Raw genomic sequence first — 16,237 nt, forward strand, 5'->3', positions numbered from 1 at the left:
GAGATCTCTGTGACCCAAGCCTTCGTCGTCTCCGGCGTACGGACGCCGATAGGCCGCTACGGCGGCGCGCTCGCCCACGTCCGCCCCGACGACCTCGCGGCCCTCGTCGTGGGCGAGGCCGTCACCCGCGCCGGGATCGACCCGGCCCTGGTGGACGAGGTGGTGCTCGGCGCGGCCAACCAGGCCGGTGAGGACAACCGCAACGTCGCCAGGATGGCCGCGCTCCTGGCCGGCCTGCCCGACTCGGTGCCCGGCTTCACGGTCAACCGGCTCTGCGCCTCCGGCCTCACCGCCGTCGCGACGGCGCGCGCCCTGATCGCGGCGGGCGACGCGGACGTCGTGGTCGCGGGCGGGGTGGAGTCGATGACGCGGGCGCCGTGGGTGACCGAGAAGCCGGCCAAGGCGTTCGCCAAGCCCGGACCGTCGTTCGACACCTCGATCGGCTGGCGGTTCACCAACCCGCGCTTCGACGCCGAGACGACCGCGTCCATGCCGCAGACCGCCGAGACGGTGGCGCGCCGCTGGAGCCTGAGCCGCGACGAGCTCGACGCGTACGCGCTGCGCTCCCACGAGCGGGCCGTCGCCGCCACCAAGGACGGCCGGTTCACCGGCGAGATCGTCCCGGTGCCGGTCGGCGGCAACGTCGTGGACGTGGACGAGGGGCCGCGGCCGGACACGACCCTGGAACGGCTGGCGCGCCTGCGGCCGGTGAACGGCCCCGGCGGCGTCATCACCGCCGGCAACTCCAGCTCCCTGAACGACGGCGCCGCGGCCGTCGTCGTGGTCAGCGAGCGCTTCCTCGACCGGCACGGGCTGACCCCGCGGGCCCGGCTCGTGGCGGCGGCGAACGCCGGAGTGCCGCCGGAGATCATGGGGATCGGCCCGGTCCCGGCGACGCGCAAAGTGCTGGAGCGTACCGGGTGGGGCGTCGGCGACCTCGACGCCGTGGAGCTCAACGAGGCGTTCGCCGCGCAGTCCCTTGCCTGTGTCCGCGATCTCGGCCTGGACCTCGACCGCGTCAACGCCGACGGCGGGGCCATCGCGCTCGGGCATCCCCTGGGCGCGTCCGGGACCCGGATCCTCGTGACGCTGCTCGGCCGGCTCGAACGTACCGGCGGCCGTCGCGGGCTGGCGACCATGTGTGTCGGCGTCGGTCAGGGCAGCGCGCTCCTGGTGGAGCGGCCATGAGCCTGATCGTCGAGGAAGCGGCCGACCGGGTCGTCTGGCGGCTCGACCGGCCCGAGGTCCGCAACGCCATCGACCGCGAGCTGGTCGCCGCGCTGCACGAGGCGTGCGCCGCCGTCGAGGAGGAGCCGCGCGTCGTCCTGCTCACCGGCGAGGGCCCGGCCTTCGCGGCCGGCGCCGACATCGCCCAGTTGCGCGAACGCCGCCGTGACGACGCGCTGCGCGGCATCAACAGCAAGATCTTCGATCGGATCCACCGGCTGCCGATGCCGACCATCGCCCTCATCGACGGGTACGCCCTGGGCGGCGGGGCCGAGCTCGCCTACGCCTGCGACTTCCGGATCGGCACCCCGAGCGCGCGGATCGGCAACCCGGAGACCGACCTCGGCATCATCGCGGCGGCGGGCGCGGCCTGGCGGCTCGCCGAGCTCGTCGGGGAGCCGCTGGCCAAGGAGATCCTGCTCGCGGGCCGGGTGCTCACGGCGGACGAGGCGCGGGCCGTACACCTGCTCAACGACGTCGTCGAACCCGCAGACCTGCTCGCCGCCGGACATCGGCTGGCCGACCGCATCGCCGCCCGCGCGCCGCTGGCGACCCGGCTGACCAAGGCCGTCTTCCACGCCCCGAGGGGCGCGCACCCGTTCGTGGACGACGTCGCCCAGGCGATCCTGTTCGAGACAGAGGAGAAGCGGACGCGCATGACGGCATTCCTGGAACGGCGACGGGAGCGGAACTCATGACCCTACTCGCGACCCTGCCACAGGTGGTCGGCGTCTTCGGCGGCGGTCGGATGGGGTCGGGGATCGCGCACGCGTTCCTGGCCTCGGGCAGCCGGGTGATCGTCGTGGAGAACGCCCCCGAGACGGCCGACCAGGCCGGGCACCGGGTGAGCGACAGCCTGGCCAAGGCCGAGGCGAAGGGCAGGCTGGGGGTCCCGCTCAAGGACGCCCTCTCCCGGCTGCGTACGACGACGGACGCGGGCGAGCTGGCCCCGTGTGAGCTGGTCGTCGAGGCAGTCCCGGAGGACGCGGCGCTCAAGGCCGAGGTGCTGGCCCTGGTCGAGCGGCGGGCGCCGGGCGTGGTGCTCGCCACGAACACCAGCAGCCTGTCGATCGGCGGGCTCGCCGCCGCCCTCGCCGCGCCGGAGCGCTTTCTCGGGCTGCACTTCTTCAACCCCGTCCCGGTGAGCGACCTCATCGAGATCGTCACCGGGCCCCGTACCGATCCGGCCGTCGTGACGCGAGCCCAGGGCTGGGCGGCCGCGCTCGGCAAGACGCCGATCACCGTCGCGGACTCGCCGGGCTTCGCGAGCAGCCGGCTCGGCGTGCACCTGGCGCTGGAGGCGATGCGGATGCTGGAGGAGGGGGTCGCGAGCGCGGCCGACATCGACACGGCGATGACGCTCGGCTACCGGCATCCGATGGGGCCGCTGCGGACCACCGACGTGGTGGGGCTGGACGTGCGGCTCGCGATCGCCGAACACCTGGCCCGCGAGCTCGGGCCCCGCTTCGACCCGCCCCGGATCCTGCGCGACCTCGTCACCGCCGGCCACCTGGGCCGCAAGACGGGTCAGGGCTTCTACACGTGGTGAGAGCCTGACACCGGCTCACTCGACGTGGTCCGCGCGCGACACCGGCGTGGTCCGCGCCCGACACCGGCTCACGCGACGTAATTCGCGCGACGCCGGCTCTCGCGACGTGATGAGAGCCGGCGTCAGCTCTCGTGGCGGGCCAGGCCGTTGAAGGCGATGACGGTGATGGCGTCGGCGACCATCGCCCGGTCGTACGCCCCATCCGGCCGATACCACTCCACCAGCGAGTTCACCATCCCGAACACCAGCCGGCTCACCAGCGCCGGCGGCACGTCGTCGCGCAGGGCGCCCTCCGCGACGGCGTCCGCGACGAGCGCGGCCAGGCGTTCGTCGAGCCACCGGCGCCGTTCCAGCGCCGCCAGCTCGACCCCGCTGTTGCCGCGCACCCGCAGCAGGAGCGTGACGGAGGGCTGGTGCGCCACGAGCACCTCGACGCTGCGCCGCACCACCTCACGCAGCCGCTCGTACGCGGTCACCCCGGCCCCGTCCTCGAAGGCCGCGGTGACGGCGGCGGTCAGCTCGTCGAGCGCGTCGTCCAGCGCCTGACCGAGCAACTGCTCCTTGCTCGTCACGTGATGGTAGATGGCCGGCTTCGTGAGACCGAGCTCCTTGGCCAGGTCGCCCATGCTGGTGGCGTCGTAGCCCTTGCGGTTGAACAGCTCCACGGCGGTGCGCAGGATGGCGGCCTGATCGTATCCGGGACGGCCACGCCCACGGCGCGGGGTCGGTTGGGCGGGGCCGTTCGTCGTCACGAAAGCAGCATCTCACGGCAGATCAGACGACCTGCCAGGCGCCGCATCATCACGGTCAGTCGGTGCTGAGGGGCCGCCAGTCGAGTACGGTCGCCGCCAGGTCCCGGATCGAGGCGAGCAGCCCGAGCCGAGCCGCGCGGATCTCCGGCTCCTCGGCCATCACCAGGATCTGGTCGAAGAAGTCGGTCACCGGGCCGACCAGGGCCTCGGCCACGTCCGCGAACTCCGCCAGGGTCCTGTCCCGCCAGGCCATCGCGTCCAGGACGCCGTTGAAGGCGCCGACGAGGGCGAGTTCGGCGGGCTGCGTGAGCAGGGCCGGGTCGTAGCCGGCGGAGGTGCCCTCCGGGACGATCCGGTACACCCGTTGCAGGGCCACGATCAGCTCCGTGAACGCCGCGTCCCCCGTCCGGGCGGCGAGCTCGTCGAGGGTCTCGTCGGCGTTCGCGGGCGCGTCCGCCAGCGGCATCACGGCGCTGACGAGCCGGTGGTCGGCTCCCGCGTCGAGGAGCTGGCGTTCGTAGCGGCGCATGACGAACGTGTGCGCGTCACCGACGGCCTCCGCCGGCACCTCCACGCCGCCGGCGGCGAGCTGGGCGGCCGCGGCCGCCAGTCCGGCCGAGACGGTGACCTGCCGCAGCTCCGGCATCGCCCGCAGGATGGCGAGCACGCCGAGGGCCGCGCGCCGCAGGCCGAACGGGTCGGAGCTGCCGCTGGGGCTGACGCCCACCGCGAACAGGCCGGCCAGCAGTTCGAAGCGGTCGGCCAGGGACAGCACCGCGCCGGGCACCGTCGCGGGCAGGGTGCCGCCGGAGGCGTGCGGCAGCTCCATCTCGTACAGGGCCTGAGCGACCGGCTCCGGCTCGCCCGCGTGGCGGGCGTACTCGCGGGCCATGGTGCCGGCCAGGCTCGACAGCTCGATCACCATCTGGGAGGCGAGGTCGAACTTGGCCAGCCGGGCCGCGCTCGCCAGCACGCCCTGCTCGGCGTCGGACAGACTGAGCAGCCCGGTTCCGGGGCTGGTGACGGCCGTGTCACCTGCGCCGGTGATGGCCGTATCGCCGACGCCGGTGAGAGCCGTGTCGCCTGCGCCGGTGACGGCCATGTCACCTGCGCCGGTGATGGCCGCGGCCGTCGCCGCCACCCGGTTCGCCCGGTCGGCCATCGAGCCGAGACGTTCCTCGAAGGCCAGCTTGTCCAGGGCGGCCTTCATCGTTTCCGGCTTCACCTGCAGGTCGGCCCGCCAGAAGAAGGCGGCGTCCTCGTAGCGGGCGCGCAGCACCGCCTCGTTGCCCGCGCGGGTCGCGGCGTGGTCGCAGGACCCGTTGGCCACGGCGACGAAGTGGGGCAGAAGCCGCCCTTCCGCGTCGCGTACCGGCAGGTAGCGCTGGTGCTTGCGCATGACCGTCGTCAGGATCTCCTGCGGCAGCTCCAGGTAGCGGGCGTCGAAGCCGCCGAGGATGGGCTCGGGCTTCTCCACCAGGTCGACGATCTCCTCGACGAGAGCGGCCTCCAGCTCCAGGTCGATGAGGCCGCCGACCTCGGCCGCCAGCTTCTGCGCCCCCGCGACGATCTGCTCGCGCCGGGCCGCCCGGTCGAGCACGATGTCGTGCCCGGCGAGGAACTCCGCGTATCCCGTGGCGCCGGGGACCGTGACGACCGGCTCGGGCGCCGTACGGTGCACCCGGGTGGTACGGCCGCTGAGCAGGGCCGAGACCGCGACCGGGACCTCCACCTCGCCCAGCAGCGCGAGCAGCCAGCGCACGGGACGGCTGTAGGAGAGACCGGGGTCGTTCCAGCGCATGTTCTTCTCGCCGCGCAGGTCCGTCACGACCTCGGCCAGAACCTCGCTGAGCACCTCGACCGCGCCCCGGCCCACGTCGGTCTTGACCACGCCGACGTACTCGACGCCGTCGATGTCGATCCGCCGCAGGTCGGCGACGTCCACGCCCTGGCCGCGGGCGAAACCGGCGGCGGCCTTGGTCGGCCGGCCGTCGGCGTCGAAGGCGGCGCTGACGCGCGGCCCGCGTACGGTGCGCTCGGCGTCGAACTCGGCGGGCGCGACGGTGTCGACGATCGCGACCAGGCGGCGCGGCGTGGCGAAGGTACGGATCTCGCCGTGCGTCAGGCGGGTGCCGGCCAGCTTGTCCGCCAGCGACCGGCGTACCTCGTCGACCGCGCGGCTGACCTCGGTGACGGGCAGTTCCTCGGTGCCGATCTCCAGCAGCAGCGTGGCCGGCTCGGACACCGCAGGCAGGACCTCCGGGAGGGCGGGCCGCGGCAGCGGTTCGACCGTGCCCAGCGGGTGGCCCAGTTCCTGGCGGCGCTCCTGCCACAGGGCGGCGACCTCGCGGGAGAGGGCGCGCATGCGGGCGAAGGACTTGGCGCGCTCGGTGGTGGAGACGGCGCCCCGGGAGTCGAGGACGTTGAAGGCGTGGGAGCACTTGAGCACGTACGTGTGCGCCGGCAGCGGCAGCCGGGCGTCGAGCATGCGGCGGGCCTCGCCCGCGTATTCCTCGAACAGCCGCCGGTTCGCCTCGACGGACGCCTCATCCAGGTAGTAGCGGCTCATCTCGTACTCGGACTGGCCGAAGACCTCGTCGTAGGACAGGCCGGGCGCGTAGGCGATGTCACGGAAGTGCGTCACCTGCTGCAGCGCCATGATGATGCGCTCCATCCCGTACGTGATCTCGACCGACACCGGGTCGAGGACCGTGCCGCCGGCCTGCTGGAAATAGGTGAACTGGGTGATCTCCAGCCCGTCCAGCCACACCTCCCAGCCCAGGCCCCAGGCTCCCAGCGCCGGAGATGCCCAGTTGTCCTCGACGAACCGTACGTCGTGGGCGTCGATGTCGATGCCGAGCGCGGCCAGGCTGCCCAGGTAGAGCTCCTGCGGGTTGCCCGGGTCCGGCTTGAGGATCACCTGGAACTGCGTGTGGGTCTGCAGCCGGTTGGGGTTCTCGCCGTAGCGTGCGTCGTCAGGCCGTACGCTGGGCTCCACGTACGCGACCCGCCACGGCTCCGGTCCCAGAACGCGCAGAATGGTCGCGGGGTTGAGCGTGCCCGCCCCGACCTCGGTGTTGAACGGCTGCACCACCATGCAGCCGCGATCGGTCCAGTATTTCGTCAACGCGAGCAGCGCGTCCTGCATCGTCAGCACGACGTAAACCTCGATGTTCATGCTCAGGGGGCCGGTCGGCCCGTTGACAGAGCAGTCTAGGGGGCGGCCGGGGTGATCCACCCGTCTCCTGAACCGTCCTCTACAGGCTGTAGAGTGAGCCCGATATCGGGCGAAAGGGTTAAAGCGTGCTGCGCTGGTTTCGAGTCGTGGCGGTGGCCGAGGCGTGTTCCTGGGCGGGGCTGCTGGTCGGGATGTTCTTCAAGTACGTGGTCGCGACCGGTGAGCTCGGGGTGAAGATATTCGGGCCCATCCACGGGGCGCTCTTCGTGCTGTACGCGGTCGGCGTGATCCTCGCGGCCCGCGAGGCCGGCTGGAGCCGGGGCGCGGTGGTGCTGGGGTTGGCGTGCGCGGTGCCGCCGTTCACCTCACTGTGGTTCGAACGCCGGATGGCGGCCCGCACGGCTGCCGCCCAGCCCGCCTGACCCACAGCGCCCGCCGATCTTCGGCGCTCTCCGAACGCCCGGCGGGCGGCGGGCGGCCCGTCGCTCGCTCCGCACAGCCGACCTGACGCTCAGCGGTCCCTCGGGCTCCCCGGACGCCGGACGGGCGGCTTGCCGCTCAGCGCTCTTCCCGCACCCCCACTCGACCGACCTGACGCTCAGCGGTCTCGGAACACCGCGCGGCCGAGGGGCGGAATGGCGCCGCAGGTGCGGAAGAACCAGCGGGACGTGGCTCGTGTCAGGGTGCTCGTGGTGATCGCGGCTTCGGTGTTGCGCACCACCTCGCGTACCGTCTCGAACCCGTGGCGCAACATGTCCTCCTCGTAGGCATTCAGCGCCTGGCGCAGTGGTTGCTCGCCACGGTCGGCCGCGGTGAGTGCGGCGCAGAGGCGGTGGGCGTCGCGCAGCGCCGCGTTGCCGCCGAGCCCGCCGACCGGCGGCATGTGGTGGACGGCGTCCCCGAGGCCGGTGACGTTGCCGCTCTCCCACCGGCCGAGCGGCCGCGCGGCGCTGAACCCGGTCCGGTAGAGGGTGTCCGGGGTCGAGTCCGCCAGGAGGCGGCGCAGGTCGGGGTGCCATCCGGCCGTCCGCTCGGTCAGCAGTTTCCGGGTCGCGGCCGGGTCTTCGTCGGTGAAGTCGGCCGGGAGCAGGTCGCGGTGCATGATGTACGCCCACAGGATGTAGTCGTCGTCATGCGAGCCGGCCAGCAGGTGCTCCGGGTCGAGGCCGAGTTCCCGGATGCGGTCGCCGAGCCTGGCGGTGATGGCCTCGGGGTCTTCCCGGGGGCGGAAGATCGCGGTGAACAGGAAGTCCTTGCGCGGCCAGAAGACGTTCCGGCCGGCGAGCAGCCGGTCTGGCAGCCACCGTCGGTTCTCCTCGGTGAGGAACAGCTTGCCGGCGACGGCCATGGCCGGCAGTTCGGTACGGCCGGCCGCCGGATGGAGCTGCGACCACACCCGGGAACCGACGCCGTCCGCCGCGACCAGGACGTCGGCGGTCGCGGTGGTGCCGTCGGCGAACTTCGCCGTGACCGTCCCGTCGCCCGACCGGGCGAAACCGGTGAACTCCTTGCCGAAGCGGACGACGTCGTCCAGACCGGCCAGCAGCAGCTTGCGGAGTGTGACGCGGCTGACCGCGTGGTCGCCGGTCGCGGGGTCGAGCGGGTCGCGGGCCGGGCCGTCCTGACCGATGAGGATGAGGGGCCGCATCCGCTCGTCGAGGAAGCCGATCCCGGGCCCTGGGTCGCCGGCGGTGGCCACCAGCACCTCCCAGAGGGCGGGTGGCAGACAGCCGTGCAGGCCGGTGCTCCCGGCCGCGTCGATGTTCAGCCGGAAGCCCTGGAGTCGTGAGTCGGCGGTGCGGTCGCGTTCGTAGACCGTGACCTTCACGCCGGCGCGCTTGAGGCCCTGCGCCAGGCAGAGCCCGCCGATCCCGCCGCCGATCACGGCGACGTCCAACCGCTGAGACATCATCAGGTTCCCACCTTTCGATAACGAGCGCGCTCGCCCCCAGGTCAGCCGGGGCCCGGCCCGAGTCAGGCCAGCCCGGATCAGCCCGGGGCCCGGCCCGGATCAGGCCAGGCCCGAGTCAAGCCGGCCCGGATCAGGCCAGCCCGGATCAGCCCCGGGCCAGGCCCGGGGCCAGGCCAGGCCCGGGTCAGATCAGGCCAGCCCAGGCCGGATCAGGCCAGGGTCGCTCGGGTCCGTCCAGGTCGGGCCAGGTCAGCCTCGGTCCGCGTCAGGCGGGCGGGCGTCCGTTCACGTCCGCTCGCATCGGCCCAGAGCCGCTCAGGTGCGGTCGGTCGCGAGCTCCGCCAGGAGGCGGTCGTGCCAGGCGACCTCGGTGTCGAGTCGCATCAGGGTGTGGTCGAAGGCGATCGCCTCCAACCGAGTCAGGTACGGCCCCGCCTCGGTGCGCAGGGTGCGCCAGAAGCGGAGTTGCTCGGCGTAGGCGTCGCGCCGACGCTGGGCGGCCGTGCGTAGGTCGTCGATGCCGATCTGGCCGTCGTGCAGGAGCACGAGCTGGATCGGGTCCGGTCGCAGGCTCGTGTCGGCGAGTACGGACCTGATCACCGAGACCAGTTCGTCCCGGCCCTTGTCGGTGATGCCGTACACCGTCCGGGCCGGCAGGTTGCCCTCCTGTTCCGTGCGGACCACCTCGACCACGCCCTCGTCCGCCATCCGCCGCAGCGCCCCGTACAGCGAGCCGGGTTTGACGTCGGCCCAGAGCTCGACCCGGTCGAGTTGCGCTTCAGAGCGGATCTTGTGGCCGTGCATGGGGCCGCCGTCGGCCAGGGCGCCGAGGATGAAGAGTCGAGTTGCTCGCACATGAGTACTCAAACACGACTATGGCTTACTACGCAAGAGTGAGTACTCAAAGGAGAGTAGTCATATAGGGGAGCGCTGGTCACGGAAGGGTGTCGGTGGCGAATACGGCGCGTGGAACGGTCCTTACTGGACGTGAGCAATACTCAGGTGTGGGAGGTTTTGACACAGGGTTGTCACGATCGCGGTAACGATAGGTTGCCGTCCCCTCATGCTCTGTTATGGTCCCGTCTTGTCCCTAATTGGGACACCCTTTACTCAACTGAGGAGGAACATGAGGAGCACGAAGAGGGCCACCGTCCTCGCCGCGGCTGTGGTGACCGCGACCGCACCCCTGCTGGCCCTCGCGTCCCCGGCGATGGCCCAGCAGCCGGCCACGACCACCCAGGCGGCTCAGGTCCCAGTGCTGGACTGGCTGTCCCTTGACGCGCTCAGCGGTACGGCGTTGGTGCAGCGTGTCAAGGAACTGCTGGGCAAGGGTTACGTCCCCACATCGCTGAACGTGACGAACGCGGCCAACCCGCAGTACACGTCCCTGTGGGTCAAGGACACCGTCAGCAAGGTGAACGTGCTGCAGGGCCTGTCCGCCACGGATCTGCCCAAGACCATCACCGACCAGGTGAAGGGCGGCTTCCAGCCCAAGCTGATCACCGCCACCGGCTCCGGCCCGAGCGCGGTCTTCGCGGCGGTCTTCGAGAAGACCACGCAGCTGGCCAAGTCGCAGCTGGCCATGAGCAAGGAGACCTTCACCAAGGTCAACGCCGAGTTCACCGCCGCCGGCTACAGCATCGCGTCCCTGGACGTGTACGGCACGGTCGAGAAGCCCCTTTACGCGGCCGTCTGGGTGGCCGGCGCCGCCACGGGTGGCGTCCAGGTGACCCTTGGTCAGACCGTGGAGGAGCGCGGCAAGGAACTGCTGGCGAAGGCCAAGCAGGGCCTGCAGCCGGTCGTCATGGCCGTCGAGCCGGGCAAGCTGTACAGCACCGTGTGGAGCAAGGGTAACGCGACGGGCCTGAAGGAATACCTGAACCTGTCGAAGGTGACGTACACGCTCAAGTCGACCCAGCTCAAGACGCTGGGCTACACGCCGAAGATCGTGAGCGCCGAGGACGGCGTCATCGCGTCGGTGTGGAGCAAGAGCTAAGAACCTCGAGCGTCACCGGTCGCGGGCTGCGATCTTGAGCTGAGTCCGGCACAGGAACAGTGTGCCGGACTCAGCTCTACCATACTGTGGGCCGGTGCTCCGGCGTTCACTGTTCACGCCGGGAGGAAGGCGAAGCAGGAGCCGGATCGGAAACGGCCGTCCCACAGGTGCGGGCGGACGTGAGCGCCTTGTTCCTCGCGCGGCATCCGTGCCGAGACGTCCTTGAGTGAGTTGACCGCGCCAACCCCGCGTGCGGCTGGGCCGGCCATGCCGGCACCAACTCCGCGATCAATATCAAGAACGCCGTCGGAACGCCGGTGTCAGGACGTGGAGACCACGGGACCGCCGGTCTGCGAAGCGTCAACCCCCGCGCGCCGCTCAACCGCGACACGACGGGAAAGTCTCCGGCCTTCAGACCGGGGAGGCGTTCAAGGTAGTGCAGTTCCGCCGTGACCGCGCAGTCCGGCGTACACGCGCGCCGCGTTGCCCGCGAGCACCGCCCCGGCCACGTCGTCGGGGAGCAGCCCGGCGACCGCGCGGGCGTTGGCCGCGACCCCGGGAACGCCGGGCCAGTCGGTGCCGAAGATCCATTTGCGGGCCAGGCGGGTCAGGTCGTAGCGGGCGTAGTACTCGGGCAGCCGTTTGGGCGGCAGCCCGGACAGCTCCAGCCAGACGGTGTCGTGGGACAGGGCCAGGAACGCGGCGGCGTCGTACCACCAGCCGCGCCCGCCGTGCGCGAGCACGATGTTCAGGCCGGGGAAGTCGCGCACGACCGGGATGAGGAAGGCCGGGTCGGCGTTCTCGTTGGCGGAGCCGGGGAAAGAGCTGGTGCCGCAGTGCACGACGAGCGGCACGCCTTGCTCTTCGAGTACGTGGTAGGCCGGATAGAGGGCCGCGTCGTCGCAGCGGAACCCGCCGTGGACCGGGTGCAGCTTGAGCGCCGCGGCCCCGAGGCCGAGTTGGCGGCGCACCTCATCGGCGATCGGGAAGTGCAGGTGCGGGTTGACGTTGGCGACCGGGCGGAACCGGGCCGGGTTGTGCTCGACGATCGGCAGCAGGTCCTCGAACGACTGTGTGCCGGTGGCCTTGGGACTGTACTCGCAGAACAGCAGCGCCATGTCCACGCCCTGAGCGGCGAAGTGGGCGTCCAGCAGGGCGGGACGCGGCCGGCCCTGAGCGTCCCAGACCTCCTCCAGGAGACCGTCCTGACCGAAGTCGCGGGCCCACCGCACCCAGGCGGGCTTGAGGGTGCCGAGTAGCGGCACATGTACGTGCGCGTCGATGAGCGGGAGGCCGTCGATCATGCGCGACTCCCGGCGTCGAGCTCGGCCATGGCCGGACCCGTCCGAGCGGCCATGGCCCGATCCGTTCGAGTGGCCATGGCCCGATCCGTTCGAGTGGCCATGGTCAGACCCGTTCGACGTCGTAGTCGCCCTTGCGGCCGGTGCCGTAGCGGCGCAGGGCGCCGTCGGGGCCGGAGGCGTTCGGGCGGATGAAGATCCAGTTCTGCCAGGCCGTGAGCCGGCCGAAGATCTTCGTCTCCAGGGTCTCGGGGCCGACGAAACGGTGGTTGGCCTCCATGCCGGTCAGCGCGTCGGGCGACAGCGAGGCGCGTTCCTCCAGCACGATGCGCAGCTCCTCCTCGAAGTCGATGTCGTCCAGGGCCATGGTGACCAGGCCGAGCCCGGCCGCGGCGGCGGCGTCCAGCGGCTCGCCGATCCGGGCCCGGACGGCGGCGAGGTCATCGACGTGGCCCCAGTACCGCGACTCCAGCCGGGACAGGCCGTTGCCCATGGGAAAGTCGCCGTCGTTGGACGGGCCGAGGACGAGGGTGGCGGGGATGGCGTCGGGGTCGCGGTCCTCGTAGACGCCCTCCAGCATGTACTGGCGGTCGGCGGCCAGGGCCAGCTCGGCGAGCAGCCCGGCGAAGGCGGTGCCTGGCTCGATGACGGCGATGAGGCTGCGGCTGGTGACGTCGAGGCGTTTGAGCGTGCGCTTGTAGTAGTGGCGCACCTCGTTGGCGAACCAGTCGCCGGCGACGTGGACCTGGGCGTCGTAGGCCAGCACCCGTTCGTGGTCGCCGGTGGCGCGCAGGACCCAGATGCCGAGGTCCGGCTCGTTGGTCCGCAGGTGCAGGATCAGGTCGTCGAGCGCCCGCGTCATGGCGAGCGGCCAGTAGCCGGCCCCCTGGGCGACGGGATCGGCGGGCGGGGCGTCGTGCGGCCCGGTCACGGTGATCTCGACGACGCGGTTCGGCCGGTCGATCCGCGCGGACACGTACGGATAAGTGATGCTGTCACCGTCGTCCTTACGATCGAGCGGCGTCAGCACCACACCCTGGGCGCCCTCGGGACGGCGGGACGAGGCCGCGGCCGCGGTGGCGCGCCGGGCCACCTCCTCAGGGAAGGCGCCCCGCGGCACGGTGGCGTCCACCAGCCCCCACTCGACGGCGGTCCGGCCGCGGAAGCCCTCGGACCTGGTGGCGAACACGTCGGCGCGGTCCTTGCGCACATGCCGCTTGTCCACCACCCGGGTCAGCCCGCCGGTGCCGGGCAGCACGCCGAGCAGCGGCACCTCGGGCAGCGAGACGGCCGAGGAGCCGTCGTCGATGAGGACGATCTGGTCGCAGGCGAGCGCTAGTTCGTAGCCGCCGCCGGCGGCGGTGCCGTTGAGCGCGGCGATCCAGGTCTGGCCGGAGTGCTCGGTGGCGTCCTCGATGCCGCCCCGGGTCTCGTTGGTGAACTTGCAGAAGTTCACCTTCCACGCGTGCGAGGACTGGGCGAGCATGCGGATGTTGGCCCCGGCGCAGAACATCCGGTCCAGGCCGCCGGTCACCACGACGGCCCTGACGCCCGGATGTTCGAAGCGCAGCCGCTGGACGAGGTCGTACAGCTCGATGTCGACGCCGAGGTCGTAGGAGTTCATCTTCAGCTCGTAGCCGTCGACCAGGCCGCCGTGTTCGTCCACGCGCAGCGTGACGGTGGCCACCGCCCCGTCCACCTCCAGCGTCCAGTGACGGTAACGGTCCGGCGAGGTCGCGAAGGTGACAGTCAATGCGTGCTCCGTTGAGACGAAGGGCTCTCTTCAATATTCGACTTGTACGGGATTTAGCGTCAAGGCTTTGTAGTATTTAATGTCACCCAGGAGACCCGCGGCGCTGCAGGCGTACCTAACCTGGAAGAATGCGCGTCAGCAAAGCGTGGAACGATGGGAGAACGACGGTGGAGCAGCAGCGTGAGAGGGTCTCGCCCAGCGCCCGCTCGCTGCTGCTGACGGTGCTCGGCGAGTTCGTGCTCCCCCGCCAGGGCGAGGCCTGGACCGGCGCCCTCGTCAACGCGCTCGGCGCCCTGGGCGTCGAGGAGAAGTCGGCGCGCCAGGCGCTCTCGCGCGTCGCAGACGAGGGCCTGCTGGAGTCGGTGCGCCACGGCCGCAAGGTGCGCTGGCACCTGACCGAGGCCGGCGACCGGCTGCTGCGCGAGGGCACCGAGCGCATCTACGGCTTCATGCGCAGGCCGCACGCGTGGGACGGCCGCTGGCTCGTCCTGACCGCCGGCGTCCCGGAGACCCAGCGCCGGCTCCGCCACCGGCTGCGCACCAAGCTCACCTGGCTCGGCCTCGGCTCCCCCTCCCCCGCCCTGTGGGTGATCCCCGACGCCACCAAGGAGGCCGCCGTCCGCGAGGTGATCCGCGAGCTCGACCTGGCCGACCGCGCCTACGCCTGGACCGGTCCGTCGGCGCGGATCGGCGACACCGCCAAGCTGATCAACGCCGCGTGGGACCTCGACGACGTGGAGAAACGCTATCTGAGCTTCATCGACGACTTCGAGGGCCGCGTGGTCACCTCCGACCGGGAGGCGCTGGTCGCCCAGTTGCTGCTGATCCAGGAGTGGCGGCACTTCCCGTTCCTCGACCCGGATCTGCCGGCCGAACTGCTCGACCACGACTGGCCGGGGCCCCGGGCGGCGGCCGTCTTCCACGACCTGCGCAACCGGTGGCACCGGCGGGCGCAGGCCGAGTGGGACCGGCTGGACGAAGAGGCGGCCGCCCGGCACTAGAGCAGCCCCTCGTCGGCCAGGTGCACGTAGTCGAACTCGACGGGCTGGTCGTTGATGCCGGTCTTCGGCGGGGCGATCCAGCCGGCGAACCTGCCGTACTCGTACTCGGGGATCATGAGGGAGGCCACCTGCTCGCGGTCGGCGTCCGTGGGCAGCCATTCGTCCGCCCGCGCCCGCCAGGCCGCCTCGTCGACGACCTCGCCATCGGGAGTGACGTGGTGGCCGGCGTACACGCCGACCTTGCGGTTGAAGCCCTCGTGCGGCAGGTAGAGGCGCTCGGACAGGCCGGCGTCCGCCAGGGCCTGGTTCCAGCGGCGCACGCCGTGGGAGCAGTCGGCGACGTACTCGTCGCGCAGGTCGAGGTTGAGCGCGCTGAGCAGCGGCACGGTCGTGGTCGTGATCCGCCCGTCCTCCACGTACCGCAGCTCGCGGGTGTCCTCCAGCAGCACGTGGTCGTCCTTGCGGCGGGTCTCCATCCAGCGGCCCTTGAGCCCGGAGGTGAAGTAGTTGCCGGCGTTGGTGGACCGCTCGGAGCCGAACAGGTCCATCGAGACCGAGAACTGGAAGTTCAGGTAGCGCTGGATGACGGCGAGGGGGATGCCGCCGTGCGGCAGGATGTCGGCGGTGCCGTGCTCGCTCATCAGCTCGGCCGTGCGCTCCAGCACCCGCTGCACGCCGGTGGTGCCCACGAACATGTGGTGGGCCTCCTCCTTGAGCATGAACTGGCAGGTACGCGCGAGCGGGTCGAACGCCGACTCCTTCAGGGTGCCGAGCTGGTATTTGCCGTCGCGGTCGGTGAAGTAGGTGAACATGAAGAACTGCAGCCAGTCGGTGGTCTGCTCGTTGAAGGCGCCCAGGATGCGCGGCGCGTCGAGGTCGCCCGAGTTGCGCTTGAGCAGTTGCTCGGCCTCCTCGCGGCCCTCCCTGCCGAAGTAGGCGTGCAGCAGGTAGACCATCGCCCACAGGTGACGGCCCTCCTCGACGTTGACCTGGAAGAGGTTGCGCAGGTCGTAGATGCTGGGCGCGGTGTTGCCGAGGACGCGCTGCTGCTCCACGCTCGCCGGCTCGGTGTCGCCCTGGACGACGATCAGCCGCATCAGGTCGGCCCGGTGCTCGCCGGGCACCTCCTGCCAGGCCGGCTCGCCCTTGTGCTTGCCGAAGTTGACCTTGCGGTCGGGGTCGCGCTCGGCCAGGAAGATCCCCCAGCGGTACTCCTCCATCGGCACGTGCTCGAAATGCGCCCATCCGTCCCGGCCCACCGCCACCGCCGTACGCAGGTAGACGTCCTTCGTCGGCAGGGCGGGCCCGAGCTGCCTCCACCAGTCGAGGAACTTCGGCTGCCAGCTCTCCAGCGCCCGCTGCAGCCGCCGGTCACCGGCCAGGTCCACATTGTTGGGGATGCGCTCGCTGTAGTCCACGCGGCTGAGCGGGCCGGTGGGATCGGGAGCCGCGCCGGTACGGGGGTCGGTGCCCATCGCTGGTCTCCTTTCGACGTTCTCTCCAATCTGCCACAGTTCGCTTGCGGAACGAAATACGTCTGTAGAAAATCTCGACCTGGCTACCGGCCG

Annotated in this window: 13 protein-coding genes; 6 read left to right on the plus strand and 7 right to left on the minus strand. The window is 71.3% G+C overall.

The features are described from left to right. Positions 1-9 precede the first annotated feature (9 nt). From C4V41_RS40640 to C4V41_RS40650, 3 genes are read left to right on the plus strand one after another with little or no spacing between them, the layout of a single operon-like run. Positions 10-1,188 (plus strand): thiolase family protein, encoded by a 1,179-nt coding sequence (locus C4V41_RS40640; RefSeq protein ID WP_103961343.1) that lies wholly within the window; start codon positions 10-12, stop codon positions 1,186-1,188. Further along, on the plus strand, positions 1,185-1,925 hold the full coding sequence (locus C4V41_RS40645; protein ID WP_103961344.1) for an enoyl-CoA hydratase/isomerase family protein: 741 nt from the start codon (positions 1,185-1,187) through the stop codon (positions 1,923-1,925). Before C4V41_RS40640 ends, C4V41_RS40645 begins: the two co-directional genes overlap by 4 nt. Continuing rightward, complete coding sequence (locus tag C4V41_RS40650) at positions 1,922-2,776, plus strand: 3-hydroxyacyl-CoA dehydrogenase family protein (RefSeq protein ID WP_103961345.1); 855 nt, start codon at positions 1,922-1,924, stop codon at positions 2,774-2,776. Before C4V41_RS40645 ends, C4V41_RS40650 begins: the two co-directional genes overlap by 4 nt. A gap of 122 nt (positions 2,777-2,898) precedes the next feature. On the opposite strand, the gene C4V41_RS40655 is transcribed toward C4V41_RS40650, so the two are convergent. Both C4V41_RS40655 and glyS read right to left on the minus strand, forming a co-directional pair. Further along, entirely contained in the window at positions 2,899-3,528 is a 630-nt protein-coding gene (locus tag C4V41_RS40655; RefSeq protein WP_103961346.1) for a TetR/AcrR family transcriptional regulator, read from the minus strand. 55 nt (positions 3,529-3,583) lie between these two features. After that, positions 3,584-6,706: a glycine--tRNA ligase subunit beta gene (gene glyS / locus C4V41_RS40660; RefSeq protein WP_235030692.1), complete on the minus strand. Its 3,123-nt coding sequence runs from the start codon at positions 6,704-6,706 to the stop codon at positions 3,584-3,586. 125 nt (positions 6,707-6,831) lie between these two features. Here glyS and C4V41_RS40665 point away from each other — a divergent pair, with 125 nt between their 5' ends. Further along, complete coding sequence (locus tag C4V41_RS40665; RefSeq protein WP_103961347.1) at positions 6,832-7,128, plus strand: DUF3817 domain-containing protein; 297 nt, start codon at positions 6,832-6,834, stop codon at positions 7,126-7,128. A gap of 176 nt (positions 7,129-7,304) precedes the next feature. Here the strand turns inward: C4V41_RS40665 and C4V41_RS40670 are convergent, their stop codons facing one another. Both C4V41_RS40670 and C4V41_RS40675 read right to left on the minus strand, forming a co-directional pair. Continuing rightward, positions 7,305-8,618, minus strand: coding sequence for an FAD-dependent oxidoreductase (locus tag C4V41_RS40670; protein WP_103961348.1), 1,314 nt, complete (start codon positions 8,616-8,618; stop codon positions 7,305-7,307). 315 nt (positions 8,619-8,933) lie between these two features. Beyond that, on the minus strand, positions 8,934-9,473 hold the full coding sequence (locus tag C4V41_RS40675; RefSeq protein ID WP_103961349.1) for a PadR family transcriptional regulator: 540 nt from the start codon (positions 9,471-9,473) through the stop codon (positions 8,934-8,936). Between the two features lie 271 nt (positions 9,474-9,744). On the opposite strand from C4V41_RS40675, the gene C4V41_RS40680 reads away from it, so the two are divergent. Next, positions 9,745-10,614, plus strand: coding sequence for a hypothetical protein (locus C4V41_RS40680; protein ID WP_103961350.1), 870 nt, complete (start codon positions 9,745-9,747; stop codon positions 10,612-10,614). 428 nt (positions 10,615-11,042) lie between these two features. Here the strand turns inward: C4V41_RS40680 and C4V41_RS40685 are convergent, their stop codons facing one another. Together C4V41_RS40685 and boxC are read right to left on the minus strand one after the other, a co-directional pair. After that, on the minus strand, positions 11,043-11,918 hold the full coding sequence (locus C4V41_RS40685; RefSeq protein ID WP_103961351.1) for an amidohydrolase family protein: 876 nt from the start codon (positions 11,916-11,918) through the stop codon (positions 11,043-11,045). A 103-nt stretch (positions 11,919-12,021) separates the two neighbouring features. After that, the gene (boxC, locus tag C4V41_RS40690; RefSeq protein ID WP_103961352.1) at positions 12,022-13,668 is read right to left on the minus strand and encodes a 2,3-epoxybenzoyl-CoA dihydrolase; all 1,647 of its coding nucleotides are present in this window, start codon (positions 13,666-13,668) and stop codon (positions 12,022-12,024) included. A 128-nt stretch (positions 13,669-13,796) separates the two neighbouring features. Here boxC and C4V41_RS40695 point away from each other — a divergent pair, with 128 nt between their 5' ends. Further along, the gene (locus C4V41_RS40695; protein ID WP_103961353.1) at positions 13,797-14,669 is read left to right on the plus strand and encodes a PaaX family transcriptional regulator; all 873 of its coding nucleotides are present in this window, start codon (positions 13,797-13,799) and stop codon (positions 14,667-14,669) included. Here C4V41_RS40695 and boxB read toward each other — a convergent pair. Next, a complete protein-coding gene (boxB, locus tag C4V41_RS40700) occupies positions 14,666-16,144 on the minus strand; it encodes a benzoyl-CoA 2,3-epoxidase subunit BoxB (protein ID WP_103961354.1) in 1,479 nt (492 codons plus the stop codon). The two genes, C4V41_RS40695 and boxB, sit on opposite strands and share 4 nt — an antisense overlap. Positions 16,145-16,237: the final 93 nt, after the last annotated feature.

Origin of the sequence: Nonomuraea solani, assembly GCF_900108335.1 — a bacterium.
GTDB lineage: Bacteria > Actinomycetota > Actinomycetes > Streptosporangiales > Streptosporangiaceae > Nonomuraea > Nonomuraea solani.

Coding starts and splice junctions, on each gene's coding strand:
- C4V41_RS40645 (WP_103961344.1), top strand. CDS start 1,185: ATGAGCCTGATCGTCGAGGAAGCGGCCGACCGGGTCGTCTGGCGGCTC.
- C4V41_RS40650 (WP_103961345.1), top strand. CDS start 1,922: ATGACCCTACTCGCGACCCTGCCACAGGTGGTCGGCGTCTTCGGCGGC.
- glyS (WP_235030692.1), bottom strand. CDS start 6,706: ATGAACATCGAGGTTTACGTCGTGCTGACGATGCAGGACGCGCTGCTC.
- C4V41_RS40670 (WP_103961348.1), bottom strand. CDS start 8,618: ATGATGTCTCAGCGGTTGGACGTCGCCGTGATCGGCGGCGGGATCGGC.
- C4V41_RS40680 (WP_103961350.1), top strand. CDS start 9,745: ATGAGGAGCACGAAGAGGGCCACCGTCCTCGCCGCGGCTGTGGTGACC.
- C4V41_RS40685 (WP_103961351.1), bottom strand. CDS start 11,918: ATGATCGACGGCCTCCCGCTCATCGACGCGCACGTACATGTGCCGCTA.
- C4V41_RS40695 (WP_103961353.1), top strand. CDS start 13,797: ATGCGCGTCAGCAAAGCGTGGAACGATGGGAGAACGACGGTGGAGCAG.
- boxB (WP_103961354.1), bottom strand. CDS start 16,144: ATGGGCACCGACCCCCGTACCGGCGCGGCTCCCGATCCCACCGGCCCG.